The sequence below is a fragment of the Saccharococcus thermophilus genome (genome assembly GCF_011761475.1).
GTDB classification, from domain to species: Bacteria; Bacillota; Bacilli; order Bacillales; family Anoxybacillaceae; genus Saccharococcus; species Saccharococcus thermophilus.
In genome coordinates, this window is record NZ_JAASRS010000001.1 from 2,558,773 (window position 1) to 2,574,780 (window position 16,008).

At 41.4% G+C, this 16,008-nt stretch carries 22 protein-coding genes, 1 tRNA gene, 1 pseudogene and 1 riboswitch; of the genes and pseudogenes, 6 read left to right on the plus strand and 18 right to left on the minus strand.

Annotated features, from left to right (window positions below; genetic code table 11):
* Nucleotides 1-86 precede the first annotated feature (86 nt).
* Nucleotides 87-1,277 (plus strand): site-specific integrase, encoded by a 1,191-nt coding sequence (locus BDD39_RS13260; protein WP_166911348.1) that lies wholly within the window; start codon nt 87-89, stop codon nt 1,275-1,277.
* A gap of 345 nt (nt 1,278-1,622) precedes the next feature.
* Here the strand turns inward: BDD39_RS13260 and BDD39_RS13265 are convergent, their stop codons facing one another.
* Nucleotides 1,623-2,561, minus strand: coding sequence for a hypothetical protein (locus BDD39_RS13265; RefSeq protein WP_166911350.1), 939 nt, complete (start codon nt 2,559-2,561; stop codon nt 1,623-1,625).
* Nucleotides 2,562-2,986: 425 nt separating this feature from the next.
* Here BDD39_RS13265 and BDD39_RS13270 point away from each other — a divergent pair, with 425 nt between their 5' ends.
* The gene (locus BDD39_RS13270; RefSeq protein ID WP_166911352.1) at nt 2,987-4,141 is read left to right on the plus strand and encodes a site-specific integrase; all 1,155 of its coding nucleotides are present in this window, start codon (nt 2,987-2,989) and stop codon (nt 4,139-4,141) included.
* Between the two features lie 112 nt (nt 4,142-4,253).
* Here BDD39_RS13270 and BDD39_RS13275 read toward each other — a convergent pair.
* The 3 genes from BDD39_RS13275 to BDD39_RS13285 form a co-directional block, all read right to left on the minus strand.
* Nucleotides 4,254-4,326: transfer RNA gene (locus BDD39_RS13275), tRNA-Val, on the minus strand.
* A gap of 153 nt (nt 4,327-4,479) precedes the next feature.
* The gene (gene metC / locus BDD39_RS13280; protein WP_166911353.1) at nt 4,480-5,661 is read right to left on the minus strand and encodes a cystathionine beta-lyase; all 1,182 of its coding nucleotides are present in this window, start codon (nt 5,659-5,661) and stop codon (nt 4,480-4,482) included.
* A 4-nt stretch (nt 5,662-5,665) separates the two neighbouring features.
* Nucleotides 5,666-6,769 carry a methionine biosynthesis PLP-dependent protein gene (locus BDD39_RS13285; protein WP_166911355.1) on the minus strand — a complete coding sequence of 368 codons (1,104 nt, stop codon included), beginning with the start codon at nt 6,767-6,769 and terminating at the stop codon, nt 5,666-5,668.
* 76 nt (nt 6,770-6,845) lie between these two features.
* Nucleotides 6,846-6,956, minus strand: a riboswitch (SAM riboswitch).
* A 275-nt stretch (nt 6,957-7,231) separates the two neighbouring features.
* Between BDD39_RS13285 and BDD39_RS13290 the strand changes: the two genes are divergently transcribed.
* The 3 genes from BDD39_RS13290 (at nt 7,232) to BDD39_RS13300 (ending at nt 8,980) form a co-directional block, all read left to right on the plus strand.
* Nucleotides 7,232-7,960 carry an alpha/beta hydrolase gene (locus BDD39_RS13290; protein WP_166911357.1) on the plus strand — a complete coding sequence of 243 codons (729 nt, stop codon included), beginning with the start codon at nt 7,232-7,234 and terminating at the stop codon, nt 7,958-7,960.
* 65 nt (nt 7,961-8,025) lie between these two features.
* Entirely contained in the window at nt 8,026-8,547 is a 522-nt protein-coding gene (locus BDD39_RS13295; RefSeq protein ID WP_166911359.1) for a YjcG family protein, read from the plus strand.
* A 1-nt stretch (nt 8,548) separates the two neighbouring features.
* Entirely contained in the window at nt 8,549-8,980 is a 432-nt protein-coding gene (locus BDD39_RS13300) for a GNAT family N-acetyltransferase (protein ID WP_166911361.1), read from the plus strand.
* Nucleotides 8,981-9,114: 134 nt separating this feature from the next.
* On the opposite strand, the gene spoVIF is transcribed toward BDD39_RS13300, so the two are convergent.
* The 3 genes and pseudogenes from spoVIF to BDD39_RS13315 form a co-directional block, all read right to left on the minus strand.
* A complete protein-coding gene (spoVIF, locus tag BDD39_RS13305; RefSeq protein WP_166911363.1) occupies nt 9,115-9,372 on the minus strand; it encodes a sporulation-specific transcription regulator SpoVIF in 258 nt (85 codons plus the stop codon).
* A 119-nt stretch (nt 9,373-9,491) separates the two neighbouring features.
* Nucleotides 9,492-9,575, minus strand: a pseudogene (locus BDD39_RS16480) (YjcZ family sporulation protein); the annotation flags it as partial.
* Nucleotides 9,576-9,711: 136 nt separating this feature from the next.
* Nucleotides 9,712-9,948, minus strand: coding sequence for a hypothetical protein (locus tag BDD39_RS13315; RefSeq protein WP_166911367.1), 237 nt, complete (start codon nt 9,946-9,948; stop codon nt 9,712-9,714).
* A 132-nt stretch (nt 9,949-10,080) separates the two neighbouring features.
* Between BDD39_RS13315 and BDD39_RS13320 the strand changes: the two genes are divergently transcribed.
* A complete protein-coding gene (locus BDD39_RS13320) occupies nt 10,081-10,401 on the plus strand; it encodes a thioredoxin family protein (RefSeq protein WP_166911368.1) in 321 nt (106 codons plus the stop codon).
* A gap of 208 nt (nt 10,402-10,609) precedes the next feature.
* Here the strand turns inward: BDD39_RS13320 and BDD39_RS13325 are convergent, their stop codons facing one another.
* The 11 genes from BDD39_RS13325 to BDD39_RS13375 all read right to left on the minus strand — a co-directional run bounded on the left by BDD39_RS13325 (nt 10,610) and on the right by BDD39_RS13375 (nt 15,911).
* A complete protein-coding gene (locus tag BDD39_RS13325) occupies nt 10,610-10,780 on the minus strand; it encodes a hypothetical protein (protein WP_166911370.1) in 171 nt (56 codons plus the stop codon).
* Between the two features lie 13 nt (nt 10,781-10,793).
* Nucleotides 10,794-11,654, minus strand: a complete 861-nt coding sequence (locus BDD39_RS13330; protein ID WP_166911372.1) for a DUF421 domain-containing protein — start codon at nt 11,652-11,654, stop codon at nt 10,794-10,796.
* Nucleotides 11,655-11,666: 12 nt separating this feature from the next.
* Nucleotides 11,667-11,873: a DUF1657 domain-containing protein gene (locus BDD39_RS13335; protein WP_166911374.1), complete on the minus strand. Its 207-nt coding sequence runs from the start codon at nt 11,871-11,873 to the stop codon at nt 11,667-11,669.
* 12 nt (nt 11,874-11,885) lie between these two features.
* Entirely contained in the window at nt 11,886-12,242 is a 357-nt protein-coding gene (gene spoVAE / locus BDD39_RS13340) for a stage V sporulation protein AE (protein ID WP_166911376.1), read from the minus strand.
* A gap of 1 nt (nt 12,243) precedes the next feature.
* Entirely contained in the window at nt 12,244-13,257 is a 1,014-nt protein-coding gene (gene spoVAD / locus BDD39_RS13345) for a stage V sporulation protein AD (protein WP_166911378.1), read from the minus strand.
* Entirely contained in the window at nt 13,257-13,736 is a 480-nt protein-coding gene (gene spoVAC, locus BDD39_RS13350) for a stage V sporulation protein AC (protein WP_166911380.1), read from the minus strand. Before spoVAC ends, spoVAD begins: the two co-directional genes overlap by 1 nt.
* Nucleotides 13,737-13,747: 11 nt before the next feature.
* Nucleotides 13,748-14,224: a YhcN/YlaJ family sporulation lipoprotein gene (locus BDD39_RS13355; protein ID WP_166911382.1), complete on the minus strand. Its 477-nt coding sequence runs from the start codon at nt 14,222-14,224 to the stop codon at nt 13,748-13,750.
* Between the two features lie 84 nt (nt 14,225-14,308).
* Nucleotides 14,309-14,515, minus strand: coding sequence for a DUF1657 domain-containing protein (locus BDD39_RS13360; RefSeq protein WP_166911384.1), 207 nt, complete (start codon nt 14,513-14,515; stop codon nt 14,309-14,311).
* A gap of 131 nt (nt 14,516-14,646) precedes the next feature.
* On the minus strand, nt 14,647-14,850 hold the full coding sequence (locus BDD39_RS13365; RefSeq protein ID WP_166911386.1) for a phage holin family protein: 204 nt from the start codon (nt 14,848-14,850) through the stop codon (nt 14,647-14,649).
* Between the two features lie 32 nt (nt 14,851-14,882).
* Nucleotides 14,883-15,119, minus strand: a complete 237-nt coding sequence (locus BDD39_RS13370; protein ID WP_166911388.1) for a hypothetical protein — start codon at nt 15,117-15,119, stop codon at nt 14,883-14,885.
* 444 nt (nt 15,120-15,563) lie between these two features.
* Nucleotides 15,564-15,911: a DUF1360 domain-containing protein gene (locus tag BDD39_RS13375; RefSeq protein WP_166911390.1), complete on the minus strand. Its 348-nt coding sequence runs from the start codon at nt 15,909-15,911 to the stop codon at nt 15,564-15,566.
* Nucleotides 15,912-16,008 lie beyond the last annotated feature (97 nt).

Consider the following 16,008-nt stretch of genomic DNA (forward strand, 5'->3'; position numbering starts at 1 on the left):
AGACAGTCAAAAAAATTTTTGAAAAGCTCTTATCCGTAAAAAATCGAATCTTTAAATTTAAGTTATATATGTAAAGGGGATTCAGTATGGATATTGATAAATTAATAAAACTAAAAGCTAAAGGCTACTACTTTCGTATAGATGTCGGAAAAGATCCAATAACCGGCAAGCGTCGACAACAAAGTTTTGGGCCGTTCAAAACGAAAACTGAAGCCAAAAAAGAACTTATAAAAATTAGAACACAAGTTATGGAAGGAACTTATTTTAAGCCGCCAGTTAAAGATTTTGAATCATTCATTAATGAATGGTTTGAGACTGTATACTGTCAAAATAAATCCGAAACAACTATCGAAACGAGAAGATACATTGTTGATGGCCATCTTATTCCTTATTTCGGCAAAATGCATATCAAAGATATAAATACACGTGTAATCGATACATTTTTTGCCGAGTTACGGAAAAACGGTAGAAATCCACAGAAAAAAGCTAAACATGAAGAAAAAGAGAAAAGAGATTTATCAGAATCATATCTTCATATCATTTTCAGTTTGCTTAACCAAGCTTTTAAAAAAGCCGTAGCATGGGGATTAATCAAAGTTAATCCCATGGAAAGTGCTCAAAAACCTGTGGTTAAGAATAACAAAAGTAAAAGAAATAAAGCGTGGACGAAAGAAGAGGTGAATATTTTCTTAGAAGCTGCCTCGAAAAAAGGATTGGTGGCTCCATTCTTGGTTGGTGTGGTGACCGGGATTCGAAGAGGAGAACTTTTAGGACTCCAATGGGAAGATATTGATTTTGGAAATAAAGCTATCACAATAAACGGTACATTATACAGACGAAAGGGCGAAGGATTAAAATATAAACCAAAAACGAAAACCGACAGTTCTGACAATCGAGTAATTCCTATCCCTGATGCTATCGTTGAAGTCTTGCGAAAAGAAAAAGCTTTGCAAGATGAAATGAGAGAAAAATTAGGGGACAGTTACAATAGCGAAAACTTTGTATTTATTAACGATAAAGGCAAACCTATCGATCCGGATTATTTAACACGCAAGTTTAGGGAAACGGTAAAGATATTAAACGTTAAACAAATTAACTTGCATGGTTTACGGCATACAGCGGCAACGTTGCTAATGAAGCTAGGTGTTCATGTGAAAATTGTTAGTGACATATTAGGTCATTCGCGTGTACAAGTTACATTAGACTATTATTCACACTCTAACGAGGAAATGATGCGTCAATCAACAAATGAACTTGAGCAACATATATTTTCATAATCTGACGGAAAAAGATTTTGATGACATTTATAAATTCATCAAATTGCAGATCGGCTAAGTTTAAACAACTACAATATAAAGGAAAAATACTTAATAAACCATAGATAAGGTGCATTCCCTGTAGTTGATAATTGATTTAAAAGATGTCTTTAATGAAATCGAGGTTGAAATGATTGCTACCTACGAAGCCTACACTACAGATCAAAAAAGGCAATCATTAGCGCTATGCCCATAATCGCAGGTCAAACCAAAGCATTGAGAGATTCAAACAGGATGTTTTTGATTCGCTTGAAGCATATGGATAGGAGGATTGTCGGAGAATTGGGTAACAACCCCGTCTTAGATTTAAGACGAGGTTGTTTTTTGTCTTTTTAGTTTTTGTTTTTTAAGTTTTTCAAGCTCTCGTAGCTTTAGGTCAATCGAGGGCTCTAAAATTTCTATTTTCTTATTAACATTAATTTCAATATCTTCACCAAATAGTATTGAGTTATCATATTTAGGTATATTCATATCCTCGACAAATGGTATCCAAGGCCAATTAGGAAAATCAATTTTAGGCAATGTATCCTTATTGTTATATTCAGGCACTCCGAAATAAGCTATAAAAAATGATTCAAGAAAATGGAGAATGGAATCAACTAATTTATATGGTTTTAGAACCTCTAATGGTAAATCAACGCCCTGTTCGCTGCCAACATCTGCATTAACTTCAACAGTGGCGATATAGATTTTTTTCTCATGTAAGTTTTTGTTCCATTTCGGATCATTTAATTTTTGGGTAACCTTATGTCCGTCTTTGTACCTACCGATAAGATCCGTACTTATTCCGACATAAACAATTTTTTCAACCAACACAGATTTGTTATCGTTAGGATCCTCCTTTTCACGTGATATATTTTCCAGTTTTTCATTTTTATCACCTTTCTTAAATGCTTCTATAAGTTGTATATCACTCTTGTTAAATTTCTTTGTTACGGTCACGAAGTAAAGGAAACATGAAAACTTTTTTAGGCGCCCCTCCACAACAGAATGTAATGCTTTTCCCTTTTCACGCTTTTTAAGTGAACTAATAATTAGTTCATTTAAAAAATCATAAGGAGTTGTTTTCATAGATGGCTTTACGTATGTAGCAATTTCTTCAACTTCATCACCTATTTGATGGGCCAACACATCTTTTCTAATGTTAATTGTGAATCTTTTCGGTTTAAAAGATCGATTTCTGTCAACCTCAAGCTCTTCCCATAAATGACAGTGTTTCTCAACCCATTCTCTTAAGTTTTCCATACACAAACTTTCCCCTTTCTAACTTACCTCGATCTTATTTTAATCGATTTTTTAATGGTATAGGGGAAATTTTACGATTATTAGAAGATTGTAAAGGATTTTTTTAGTAATTAGCAGTAATCATCACTCTCACTACTTATAATTAGAAAAATAGAATGTATAACCCCTTTGTGATTACGGTTTCCTCAGTCTTATCTGGATTTTCCTACAATTGTTTATATTTTATATGATATGGTTAAGCAATACTTGTATCATATTTAGTTATACGATGTGCAATTGTATGCCTCTACAAAATCTGAATATTTATTTTTTCATGATCGTGATGTTTTCCTTTTTAATAATGTAATCCTTTCCTCCAAAGTATTATTTTGATAGTATTTACTTAACCACATACTGCACACTATTCCAACTAGGAATGGGGTGTAATGATGAACTTTGACAAGTTAATTAAAGAAAAGAAAAAAGGATTTTATTTTCGAATTGATGTAGGGAAAGATCCAGTTACCGGTAAGAGAAAGCAAGCAAGTTTCGGACCGTTTCGTACAAAGACTGAAGCGAAGAAAGAACTTCTTAAAATTAAAAACCAAGTCGATGATGGAAGTTATTTTAAAGAAAGTACAGAAGATTTTTCAATGTTCATGGAGCGGTGGTTTAACACCTCTTACAAAAGAACAGTAGAAATAACTACCGCCAAAAGCAGAGAATATGTAATCAGAAATCATATTATGAAGTATTTTCAACATAAAAAAATTAATGAAATTACAACATTTGATATTGACAGTTTTTATGTGGACAAGTTAGACAACGGGTATTCAGGTGCATATATCCGACAAATGCATAATTTGCTCAATCAAGCATTTGATCAAGCGGTAAAATGGTCATTGGTTAAAGTGAACCCTGTAAAGAATGCTAAACCGCCCAAAGTGAAAAGTGAAGAAAAAATTACATGGACAGTGGATGAGGTAAATCGATTTCTGAATCTGATTAAAGATAGCTCTATGGAGATCCCTTACCTTCTTGCGATTTTCACAGGAATGCGACGTGGAGAAGTTTTAGGACTAAAATGGGATGACGTGGATTTTGAGAATAAGAAAATCCGCATCAAGCGCAGCTTATGCTTTGTCTCAGGCAAAGGATTAATTTTTAAAGAGCCTAAAACAAAAAAATCGAAAAGGCAAATTTCGATTTCTCAACATGTTGTAGATGTATTAAAAAAACATAAACAAAAACAAGAATTTCAAAAGGAGAAATTGGGTGTTCAATACCAAGATAACAATTTAATTGTCTGCACTGACGACGGAAAACCTCTTGATCCACGAAACTTGTTACGACAATTTTATCGCTTGATCGAAGAAGCAAATGTACCACGTATAAGCTTCCATGATTTGCGGCATACACATGCAACCATCTTAATGCAGCAAGGCGAAAATCCAAAAGTGGTTAGCGAGCGCTTGGGGCATTCCCGCGTCGGTATAACTTTAGATTTATACTCACATGTCAGTGATGATTTACAAGAACAAGCGGCAGAGAAATTTGAAAACGCCCTCTTAAAACAGAGTCAAAACCCTTTAGTTCACTAAAGGTGCAAGTTTTGTGCAAGTTTTTAAATCACGGAGATTTTAACACAATTGCTAATAAAACAAAAAAGCTTGAAACCCTTGATACGCAAGGATTTCAAGCTCCACACTTTAGTGATTCCGACTGGGCTCGAACCAGCGACCTCCACCCTGTCAAGGTGGCGCTCTCCCAGCTGAGCTACGGAATCATGTTGTTCTGTTGGACACACTCTTTATTATATGGACGAGCAGTAGATTTGTCAAATACTTTTTTAAAAATTTTTTAGTGGCGATGAAAATGGATGAAAACAGCATCATCAAAAAAGGTATGCGCCCGTATTTTTGACGCATACCTTTTTCTTTCAACGCGCGGAAACGGCGGATGGTGTTTCTTTGACATGAGATAATGCCTGCTCGAAATCGGCGATTAAATCTTCCACTGCCTCGAGGCCAACGCTAAGCCGCAGCAGGCCGTCGGTAATGCCGCGCCGCTCTCGTTCCTCTTTCGGCATCGCGGCGTGCGACATTTTCGCCGGATAGGACAAAATTGATTCGACCGCCCCTAAGCTGACGGCGAATACAGGGAGGCGAACATGTTTCACAAACGTCCGCACCGCTTCTTCATCGGCGAGGCGGAACGATAATACCGCGCCAAATCCCGAGGCTTGATAGCGATGAATCGAATGTCCAGGGTGGTGCGTAAGCCCTGGGTAATACACTTCCTCCACTTTCGGGTGGCTAGATAAATAGCGGGCGATGGCGAGCGCCGATTCGGACGACTGCTTGAGGCGAACGTGCAGCGTCTTTAATCCCCGCAACACCAGCCACGCATCTTGCACTCCAAGCACGGCGCCGAACGCGTTTTGCAATTTGTACAGCTGTTTCGCCAATTCCTCGTCTTTCACCACCGCAAGCCCCGCCACGACATCGCTGTGCCCTGCCAAAAACTTCGTCGCGCTATGAAGAACGACATCGACGCCAAGGTCAAGCGGACGCTGGAGCGCGGGAGTCATAAACGTATTATCCAAAAAAGTTAAACAGCCATTGGCTTTCGCCAATTTGACAATTCCTTGAATATCGGTTACTTTTAAGAGCGGGTTGGACGGCGTTTCGACATAGATCACTTTTGTATTTGGACGAATATGGGTAGCAACTTCATGCAAATCGGTCATATCCACAAACGTATATTCAATGCCGAAACGGCTTAACACTTCGGTGATTATGCGATACGTGCCGCCATAAACATCTTCGGTCACGAGCACATGGTCACCTTTGGATAGCAGAAGAAACGCAGTCGAAATCGCCGCCATCCCGGAGGAAAAAGCGAAGCCGCGCACGCCTCCTTCTAGTTCGGCGATCGTTTCTTCGAGCGCCTCGCGCGTCGGGTTGCCAGAGCGGCTGTAATCATACTTGCCAAATGTGTCAAAATCGAATTGATGGAACGTTGAAGCATGCTGAATCGGCACGCTTACTGCCCCTGTTTGCCGATCGATTTTCCATTTGTTATGAAGCAGTTTGGTTTGAAAGGAAACTTGTTGTTCCATCCTCTTACACCTCTTTCATGTTTTTCAGCGCTTGCGCTAAGTCGGTGATTAAATCTTCGACATGTTCGATGCCGACGGAAAAGCGCAGCAGCCGGTTACAGACGCCGTTGGCGATGCGGATTTCTTCTGGAATATCGGCATGCGTTTGCGTCGCCGGATACGTAATAAAGCTTTCCACTCCTCCTAAACTTTCGGCGAACGTAATTAAGCGCAAGCTTTGCAAAAAGCGGTTGACCCATTTTTCCTCACGCAAGCGGAACGATAACATGCCGCCTCTTCCTGGGTATAATACATCGGTAATATCTTCGTGAGATGCTAAAAACTCGCTGATTCGTTTCGCGTTTTCCTCATGCTGGCGAATCCGAAGCGCCAACGTCTTCATGCCGCGGATGAGCAGCCACGAATCAAACGGCGAAAGCACGGCGCCGATCGCGTTATGATACTCCGCCAAGCGTTGACAAAGCTCCTCTCCCTTTGCCACGACAAGACCAGCTAATACATCGTTATGGCCGCCCAAATATTTCGTTGCGCTATGAATGACAATATCGGCCCCCTGTTCAAGCGGACGTTGCAGAACCGGGGTATAAAACGTATTATCGACAATAAGAAGCAAATCGTATTTTTTCGCCAGCTTCGCTACTTCTGCGATATCGGTTTCCTGCATGAGCGGATTGGTCGGCGTTTCCAAAAAAATCGCCTTCGTTTTTTCGGTAATCGTGTTCTCTACTAATCGTATGTCGCGAAAATCTACATAATGAAAAGACAAACCATATTTTCGCCAGCCGCGTTCAAACAAGCGATATGTACCTCCGTAAAGGTCGGCGGAAACTAAAAATTCATCACCGCTTTCAAACAGCGCCAACACCGTTTGAATTGCGGCCATGCCGGAGCTGAACGCATAGCCTTGATCGCCGCCCTCGAGCTTGGCGATCGCTTCTTCGACGATTTTGCGCGTCGGGTTGCCGGTACGGATGTAGTCAAACCCCGTCGACTGTCCAATTCCTTCATGACGGTATGCCGTCGAAAAATAGACAGGCGGATTGACCGTCCCTGTTACCGTTTCGCTTCGGTTTCCGATTTGCGCTAACAATGTCTCGAGTTTCTCCATTTATCTCTCTCCCTCTTTTGTAAAATAAAAAAAGTCTTCTAAGAAGAAGACTTTTCCATACGTTTGTCAGTGCTTCTTCTTATCTGCCGAATTGAAAACTCAATTCGCTGGATTTAGCACCTGGCCAATACTTGGCTGGTTGCTGAAGCTTCACAGGGCCAGTTCCCTCCGCTTCTCTCGATAAGAACGCATCTTGCCGATATTCATTTTTTATTATCTAAAAATTTAACCCATTCATAATAATTTTGCAAGTAATTTTTATAACGCCGGAAAAACTCATTATGTTTTTCATATGTTCTAACTGATTGCAGTACATATTTTGCTGAAACAGTTTTTTGACAAAAACAGCAAAAAATCGTTTATCTTTTTAAAAACCCGCACAATTCGGCGGCGTTTATTAACATGTTTTAGCAAAAATATGTTACAATAACAGATGAATCGCTATTTTTTGGAGGACACATCATGGCGACACAAAAAGGAACGATGCATGACTATACGATTTACAGCAATGAGCTCGAAGAAGAAGTAACACTGCTTGCATATTTGCCAAGCACCTTTTCTCCGCTTCATAAATATTCTCTTTTAATTGCGCAGGATGGAAAAGATTATTTTATGTATGGAAAAATAAAAAGTGTAATCGAGCAGCTGATGGAAAACGGCGAGATTGATCACACCATTGTCATCGGAATTCCGTATCATGATGTGAAGGACCGCTATGAGAAATACCATCCAAACGGAAAGAAAAACAGCCAGTATTTACGCTTTTTGGCCCATGAGCTTGTTCCGTTTTTAGATCAAACGTTTCCTACGTACCAAATTGGAAAAGGGCGCGCGCTTATTGGCGATTCGCTCGGCGGCACGGTATCCTTGATGGCAGGACTGTTGTATCCGCATACATTTGGAAAAATTGCGATGCAGTCGCCATATATAGACGAAGGCATCATCGCAAAAATCCGGCAATTTTCCGAGCCATCATTATTGCAAATTTATCATTCGGTAGGGACAAACGAAACAGCGGTAAAAACGACGGACGGAAACGTGCGCGATTTTATCACTCCAAACCGAAAGGCACGTGAAGCATTTATCCAAAAAGGATTTTTGTATGAATACAGCGAATTTGATGGTGGTCATGCATGGACGTATTGGCAGCCTGACGTTCCGCGTGCCATCGCTTATCTCCTTTCTTCGTAAACACTACCGTACTTTTCGGAATTTTGTTATAATTAAGTACTACTTATCATAAGGAGGGATTTTTTATGAAATATGGTATTGCTTTATTTCCTTCGAAACGAATACAGGATTTTGCCAATTCCTATAGGAAGCGTTACGATAGCCATTACTCCCTCATCCCGCCGCATGTTACGTTGAAAGACCCTTTTGAGGCAGATGGCCAGCAAATTGGAGAAATGGTGAAAGAACTGCGCAAAATTGCCGCGGAAACGGATGTCATCCCGTTAAAAGTGACGAAATTCAGCTCGTTTTATCCGGCAAGCAATGTCATTTATTTGAAGGTAGAACCAAATGAAACGTTGCAGCGCCTCCATGAACGTCTCCACAGTGGAATCTTTGCCGATAAGCCAGAATTTGTATTTGTCCCTCATATTACTATTGGCCGTGATTTGCCAAGCGCGGAGTATGCGGATGTGTACGGACAATTGCGAATGCAAGACGTTCATTTTGAAGAAACGGTCGATCGTTTCCATCTTCTATATCAATTGGAAAATGGCTCTTGGACAGTATATGAAACATTTTTGGTTGGAGGAAAGGGTCAGGAATAGCATGAACGTAGCCATCGGAAAAAAAAGTGACACTCCTTTATATAACGATGCCTTGCTCGTTCGTCGAATTGTCTTTATTGAAGAACAGCAGGTTTCAGAAGAAGAGGAAATAGATGAATTTGAACAAGAAGCGACCCACTTTGTGTTGTATGATGACGGAAAGCCCATCGGCGCCGGTAGATTTCGCATCGTTGATCACGGTCTTGGAAAAATTGAACGAATTTGCGTACTGCCGCAATACCGCGGCCGCGGGGCGGGAAAGCTGATCATGGAAGCGATTGAGCGATTTGCAAAGCAGCAAGGTGTGTCAAAATTAAAATTAAATGCGCAAACACATGCCGAATCGTTTTATGAAAAACTCGGATACAAAACCGTTTCGGATGTGTTTATGGAGGCCGGAATTCCGCATGTCACGATGGTCAAAACGTGGTAAAGACCGTATCAAGCAATGGTACGGTTCTTTTTTATGGTTGATTTTCCATTTTCGGCTTTATTCCCCTTTTCCAGAGAAATAAAAATACATAGGAAATAGCAAAGGGAGCTCCGATTCGGAAAGCTCCCTTTTGCTTATTTTTTGTTGTTCAGCATGTTGGCAATCGTGCTGAAGTCAAGCTGTTTTCCGTTTTGAATGATCGTTTTGACGATTTGGTCTTCCAGTTCTTTTGGCACTTTCCGATTGGCGATTTGCGCGACGCGCTTGATAACGTGACGCACTGTTTTTTCATCTTTAAAGTTGGCATTTTGCAAAGAATTCGCTAATTCCAATACGTCTTTCATATTTACTCCTGTTTTCTTTTCGATATTCTTAAAAAACTGGTTATCCATTTACCAAATCCTCCTTTTTCTCTTATATCGTATGAAGTGAAATACAATAAGTGCATGCATCAGAAAGAAAAAGTACGAGCTGCCCGATGAATCAAACAGCCCGTACCCGTTACATGACATTAGCCCACAAACGAAGTGCCAACAATAATTAACAAAATGAACAACACAACAATCAACACAAAGCTACTGCCACCGCCATAGCCGTAGCCGTAACCTCCGTAACCGTAACCTCCGTAACCACCGAAACCGCAGCATCCAAACATATGGTGCACCTCCTTCGCTTTGTTACTTTATCGTATTCATCGCACGTGCAACTGGTATAGGCACATGTGGAATATGTTACCCAAATAACCGAAACAGCTTCGCAAACTCGTTTTCCTTTTTCGCAAACCATTTGTTTATATAATCTAAGTTCCCTTGGATGTCTTTTAAAAATTGGTTATTTAACTTTTCGATTTCCCGTATTTGTTTATCAAAGTCACTTCCCCACTTTTCAAACACCTTAATAAACTGCTCATGCCCCTCTTTTTTCGAATTTGCCCATGTTTCTAGCGCTTTTTCTAACTCCTTGCTCACCATATCCGCCTCCTTTCTTACCATTTGTGTATGCAACTCGGGAAACAATGTGCCAAGGCATATGAATTCTTTTTTTCCACAAAAATGTGATAAAGTATAAGCGATACTACTTCGTTTAAGGAGGAAGTTCCATTGAAAGAGCTGCAAACGGCAGAACAATTCCAAGAGGTCATTTCAGGGGACAAACCGGTAATTGTAAAGTTTTATGCGACATGGTGCCCAGATTGCACAAGAATGAACATGTTTATCGATGATATCGTTCACGAATATTCGCAATACGATTGGTTCGAAATCAATCGCGACGATTTTCCAGAGCTTGCTGAAAAATACCAAGTTATGGGTATCCCAAGTTTACTCGTATTCCGAAATGGTGAAAAAATTGCCCATCTCCATAGCGCCAATGCGAAAACGCCAGAAGAAGTAAAAGAGTTTTTGCAGTCATTAACCGTATAAGTTTTTACAAACAGAAAAAGCCGCTTGTCGGATGAAGATTCCGCAGCGGCTTTTCCCATAAAGAAGTTGTATCCATATCACTTTTTTCGCATTTTCAACTTTTTATCAAAGAACAGGAATGCTTTTTAACGGTCGATGACCGTATCGGGAAAAATTTTTTCTAATACAAAAAATCATTGATCAATCATTATACTCGCCAACACGCCTGTTAATACTCAATCTCTTCCTCATCTTTTGGCTGGTACGTGACATTGTTTCCGCCGTGCATAAATTCGATCGATATTTCTTCATCCGTCGTATTGGCCCTTTGCACACGGTCGCTTTTTTTCAATTCAATCGTAATTTCTTCGTCGGTTGTTCGAGTTCGTTTTTGTTCCATTATGATGCCTCCCTTAGTTTCTTAAAAATGGCTCCACTTTTTGCAATAATGTTTGCATTTTTTCAGCGTTTGTTTCATATAGCTCCTTTGCTTCTTTTGACTCTGTTTGCAAAGCGAATAATTCCAAATCCGCTTGCACTTTTTTGATCGCTGCTAGCAACAGTTTTTTCTCTTGCGGCTCGGAAATTTGGATTTTGTCATCATACAAATCCAAAGTCAGCTGTCCGTAAGAATCAACTTGCGCCAAAAATACGTTTTCGATGGCAACCCCCTGCTTGTCCAGCTGCTGCTTGAGCCAGCCGCGGCTCAGCCCCATTGTCGCTAACGGCTCATCCAAAATCATGCCATCCATAATAACTGTTTGCGGCTCTTTTTCCGATGGCGGATTTGGAAATACGTCGCCGACCGTTAGCGGCTGTTTTTCCCGTTTCAACAGCACGTTTAAATCGCCATTTGGCTCCAAAACGGCAAATTCGACGTCTGCCACGCGAAATACATCTTTTTTGCGAAGTTGTTCAAGAAGTTCATCTACTGTATACTTTTCTCTCTTTAAATTTTCCTCTAATACTTTTCCATTCTTGATAAAAATAGTGGAATTTCCTTCCACAAAATTTCGGAATTTTTTATTTCGCAGTGCAATGCGAGAAGTGAGCACGGGAAATAACGACCAAATCAAAATACTTGTAATCCCTTCCTGCAAGCTAATGCCTAAATCCATTGACAACGTTCCAGCGATATCGCCGACCGTAATGCCGATGATATACTCAAAAAATGAGAGTTTGGATAGTGGTTTTTTTCCCAGTATTCGCGTAATGATAAACAAGCCAATGATGATGGAAATTGAACGAATTGCTACTTCTAACCATACAGGCATCGGGCATGCTCCTTACTTTCCATGGTATTGTGGCTCCTCTCGTTCCAGTTTGCCAATGCGATTTTTGATATCGGCAATGATTTCTTCCGTCATCATCATCGCTTCATGAAATGTTCGCTGCGCTTCTTCATCCCGCGAAACAAGGGCGAGTTCCTGCAATCCGGCATGAATGCTTTTTAAGCTTGCTAAACTTTGTTTTACTTGCGAAGCAACCGTCATCGCTTTTCCCTCCTATCCTTTCGGACGGAATAATAGTGCGCCGATAAAACCGAAAACAATGGCCGCGGAAATGCCGGCGCTCGTCACTTCAAACATTCCCGTCAGCACCCCGATAATCCCGTGTTTATCCGCTTCTTGCATCGCTCCATGGACAAGGGAGTTGCCAAAGCTCGTGATTGGAATCGTCGCGCCGGCGCCGGCAAAATCAATCAGCGGTTCATATAGGCCAAATCCATCCAAAATAGCGCCAATGACGACTAATAGGGTCAACGTATGGGCAGGAGTTAATTTAAACACGTCCATTAAAATTTGTCCGATGACACAAATCAGCCCGCCAACAACGAATGTCCAAAAAAACATCGCCAGCATCTTACGCTTCACCTCCATACTCAATTGCCACCGCGTGGGCAATGCAAGGAATCGATTCATTTTGCTGAAATGACAGCGGCGATAACAGCGCGCCGGTGGCAACCGCGAGAATGCGTTTAAATTCCCCGCGTTTCATGCGATTTAATAAATGCCCGTATACGACAACCGCAGAACAACCCGCACCGCTTGCTCCCGCTAGCACCGGCTGGCCTTCGCGGTAAATAATCAAACCGCAGTCTTGATAACGTTCTTCTTCTATTTTCACCCCGTGCTGATGAAGCAAATCGAGCGACACTTCACGGCCAATTTTCCCTAAATCGCCAGTGACAATAAGATCATAGTAAGAAGCATCTATCTGCATATCGCGCAAGTGCGCCTCAATCGTATCCACCGCTGCCGGCGCCATCGCTCCGCCCATATTAAATGGGTCGCTCAGTCCCATATCAACGACGCGGCCGAGCGTTGCTGCGGTGATGCGCGGCCCGTCTCCTTTCGGGCTAACGAGCGCGACCCCTGCTCCTGTTACGGTCCATTGAGCTGTCGGTGGTTTTTGTCCCCCGTATTCTGTCGGGTATCGAAATTGCTTTTCCACCGCCGTGTTATGGCTTGCCGCCCCTGTCAGTATATAGTCTGCCCCACCGTAATTCGTAATAAAAGCGCTTAATGCTAGACCCTCCATCGAAGTAGAACAAGCGCCAAACACACCGAGATACGGAACGCCAATCGTTCTTGCCGCAAAACTGGTTGGAGTCATCTGATTGATAAGATCTCCGGCGATCAAAAACTGCACCTTTTCTTTTTCTATTCCCGCCTTTTCCAGCGCTTTAAACATTGCTTCTTCCAACAGCACTTTATGGGCCTTTTCATAAGAATCTTCACCGAGCCATAAATCTTCATGCAGCATATCAAAGTCGTCGGCAATGCGTCCGTTTGCCTCAAACGGTCCGCCAACCGTTGCCGTAGAGACGATCACTGGTTGGTTTTCAAACATCCATGTCCGATGCCCTTTTAACATTATAAACCACCCCATTTTGTGGCGATTGTTTTGACTAAGGCAACGACAAATGCGGCAAACGTGCCGAATAAAATGACTGAGCCGGCAAGTTTAAACATGTTGGAGCCGACCCCAAGCACAAATCCTTCTGTTCGATGCTCAATCGCTGCTGAAATCACCGCATTCCCAAAACCGGTTACCGGAACAGCGCTGCCCGCTCCCGCAAATTGAGCGATGCGGTCATATACCCCAAATCCAGTTAAAATCATTGAAATAAATACCATCGTTGCTACGGTCGGATTTCCGACTGTTTGTTCCGTAAAATCAAAAAAGTACATGTAAAAATACGATATCGCTTGTCCAATGGTACAAATTAGCCCGCCAATAAGAAAAGCACGAATACAGTTTTTAACGACAGGGCGTTTTGTTTCTCGTTCCTTCTCAAATAAATGATATTCTTGTTGTACGGGAGTAAGTTTTTTTCGTTTCTCGTTTGCCATGGTGTCACCCCTTATGCGGAATCTTCGCTTAGCCGCTTAATTTTTTCGATTTGCTTGTTAGCTTTTGTTTCATCCCATTTTTTATTTTCCAGATTATCCACTAACTCTTTTGTTTTCCAAAATATTTTTAGATCACTGGATGAAACGATTTGATAATCTGGAAATAAGTGTTTTAGCTGATCGTGTATTTCTTTTTCAATTTGTTTTCGGTAAAAGCGATTCATGTGCTTGATTTGATAAGCAACAAGCAGTTTTTTGCTTGTGTTGACGGCAACGGCATCTTTAATATCATCCCTTGACCGCACGTACGCCACTGCCCGCTCTGCCGGCCGCTGGTCAATATTGGTGCGTTTGGCTGTTCCGTCCGTATTGGTGTGAATAAGATTCGTTCCTTGCATCGATTGTTGTTTTACCCCATTCTCTTTGGCGCAACCGCCCATCGCAATGCTGACAGCCAACGCCATTAGTAACCATTTTCTCATGTTCATCAACCCATTCATTTATGTATTTATTTTCGAAAAGGTTGGCCAATGACCAACCTTTTTCCCATCGTCCAACTTGCTCTTCCTGCGTTATTGTTGTTTATATTGTGGCTCTTCGTTTTGAATTTCTTGCACGCGCGAGCTAACTAAATCAACGATCGCTTGTGTTTGTTGTGCTGCTTGTTGATAAAGCTGTTTTGCAGCTTGGTTTTCTGTCTGCAATGCGAATGTTTCGAAGCTTGCTTGTGCTGATTTTAAACCTGCTAATGTTTGTTTTACTTGTGTTGCAACTGTCATGTTGGGTTACCTCCTAAGGTTGTTGTAAAATATAGCGATTACAATTGTTAGAATGTTTTTTTGACGGAAAAATATGATTGTAATTTTTTGCAAAAATAGACTGCCCATGGATTGGGGCAGCCTATTTTTTCCTATTTGTCTTTATCCACTTTGTCGGAGTAACCACGCCCAAGGGATGGATTGTTAATAATCCCTGCCACGACAAGAATACTTAAAAACGCTTCGTATAGCCGCTCGTATTTTCCTAAATCGATATCAACGCCAAATGTTTGCAATGCCAAGAGAACAAAAGAACCAATGGCAAGCCAAAGGCCGTAGTTTTTAAAACGCTCCACTTATGTTTCCCCCACCAATTTTCACGAAGTGTTTAAATCCAAGAGAAAGGTCTTCTTTCCTTTTCACGATCATCATGTTCATGATCATCACGCGATGCTTCTTCATGAACATCTTCGGTTGCTTCTACACCGGCGCGATGCGGAAATAACCATGGGTCGCGAATGCGGCCACGCGGAACAATCTCCACATCGTCAGCGTGAATAATTAGCTTATCAACATGAATGACACGAGATTTTTCACGAGATTTTTTACGATTGGACACTCCCATTCCTCCTTCCTGTCACCTTGTTGCATTGTTAGACTATGCAACTGGGCCGATGGAGGTATAGGCATTTTTCACAGTTCCTCCATTATTTCTTTGTTATCCGTCTGCCGCAGCCACATCCTCCTGCCCGCTTCGCAGGTGTCGCTTGGGGGGAAATCACCCTTTTTGCCTTAATTTGTTTGAGTGATTGAATCGGTTTTTTCATCGTTATAACCTCCAAGTTGTTTAGTGTAGTATTAGTTTATGTGGTGCGGACAGAATGTGTTTCTCCTTTTTCATCACGTTTTGCTTTTCGGATATAACATGCCAAAAAAAACAGCTGGCGAAAATCCGTGCAATGTAAAAGTAGAAACGGCATCAAATTACATTGCAGCTGCTTCTTGCTTTATTGGCATTCTATAACAAACGAAAAAAGAGCAGGAAACCTACCGTTTTCCTCGCTCTTTTTTACGCATCTGCTTTTTCAATCGCCCACTCGACCAGCGAAGCACCGCCAGCAATCGCCAATATGATCAACAGTGGTTGAAATAATACAGGGTAAAGCATATTGCCGATATAAAGAATAGCCGCACACCAAATTCCCGTGCACCAATAGCAACTTAACAGTTCGCCCATCCAATGTCGCAATCCGCTCCCTTTAATATGCAAAAACGATTGTACCGTTCCGTCGGGCAATGTTTCTTCGGTGATTTCATGGAAAGGCTTTCGTAAAAAAGACGTAATCGCATCATACATCACCAATCTCGTTAGGCGAAACGTTCCTAAAATAAAAAGGAAAAGCTCAGTCGCCGTCACGTTATTCTTCTCCCTTCCCCGATAACCCAATGAATGTAACAGAAACACCCTCCTTTCTCGAAATGACGAATGTTCCCAAAGCCGTATCGATGTGATT

Excerpts from the sequence above, each read along its gene's own strand:
- BDD39_RS13260 (WP_166911348.1), top strand. The coding sequence starts at position 87 with ATGGATATTGATAAATTAATAAAACTAAAAGCTAAAGGCTACTACTTT.
- BDD39_RS13265 (WP_166911350.1), bottom strand. The coding sequence starts at position 2,561 with ATGGAAAACTTAAGAGAATGGGTTGAGAAACACTGTCATTTATGGGAA.
- BDD39_RS13270 (WP_166911352.1), top strand. The coding sequence starts at position 2,987 with ATGATGAACTTTGACAAGTTAATTAAAGAAAAGAAAAAAGGATTTTAT.
- metC (WP_166911353.1), bottom strand. The coding sequence starts at position 5,661 with ATGGAACAACAAGTTTCCTTTCAAACCAAACTGCTTCATAACAAATGG.
- BDD39_RS13285 (WP_166911355.1), bottom strand. The coding sequence starts at position 6,769 with ATGGAGAAACTCGAGACATTGTTAGCGCAAATCGGAAACCGAAGCGAA.
- BDD39_RS13290 (WP_166911357.1), top strand. The coding sequence starts at position 7,232 with ATGGCGACACAAAAAGGAACGATGCATGACTATACGATTTACAGCAAT.
- BDD39_RS13295 (WP_166911359.1), top strand. The coding sequence starts at position 8,026 with ATGAAATATGGTATTGCTTTATTTCCTTCGAAACGAATACAGGATTTT.
- BDD39_RS13300 (WP_166911361.1), top strand. The coding sequence starts at position 8,549 with ATGAACGTAGCCATCGGAAAAAAAAGTGACACTCCTTTATATAACGAT.
- spoVIF (WP_166911363.1), bottom strand. The coding sequence starts at position 9,372 with ATGGATAACCAGTTTTTTAAGAATATCGAAAAGAAAACAGGAGTAAAT.
- BDD39_RS13325 (WP_166911370.1), bottom strand. The coding sequence starts at position 10,780 with ATGGAACAAAAACGAACTCGAACAACCGACGAAGAAATTACGATTGAA.
- BDD39_RS13330 (WP_166911372.1), bottom strand. The coding sequence starts at position 11,654 with ATGCCTGTATGGTTAGAAGTAGCAATTCGTTCAATTTCCATCATCATT.
- BDD39_RS13335 (WP_166911374.1), bottom strand. The coding sequence starts at position 11,873 with ATGACGGTTGCTTCGCAAGTAAAACAAAGTTTAGCAAGCTTAAAAAGC.
- spoVAE (WP_166911376.1), bottom strand. The coding sequence starts at position 12,242 with ATGCTGGCGATGTTTTTTTGGACATTCGTTGTTGGCGGGCTGATTTGT.
- spoVAD (WP_166911378.1), bottom strand. The coding sequence starts at position 13,257 with ATGTTAAAAGGGCATCGGACATGGATGTTTGAAAACCAACCAGTGATC.
- spoVAC (WP_166911380.1), bottom strand. The coding sequence starts at position 13,736 with ATGGCAAACGAGAAACGAAAAAAACTTACTCCCGTACAACAAGAATAT.
- BDD39_RS13355 (WP_166911382.1), bottom strand. The coding sequence starts at position 14,224 with ATGAACATGAGAAAATGGTTACTAATGGCGTTGGCTGTCAGCATTGCG.
- BDD39_RS13360 (WP_166911384.1), bottom strand. The coding sequence starts at position 14,515 with ATGACAGTTGCAACACAAGTAAAACAAACATTAGCAGGTTTAAAATCA.
- BDD39_RS13370 (WP_166911388.1), bottom strand. The coding sequence starts at position 15,119 with ATGGGAGTGTCCAATCGTAAAAAATCTCGTGAAAAATCTCGTGTCATT.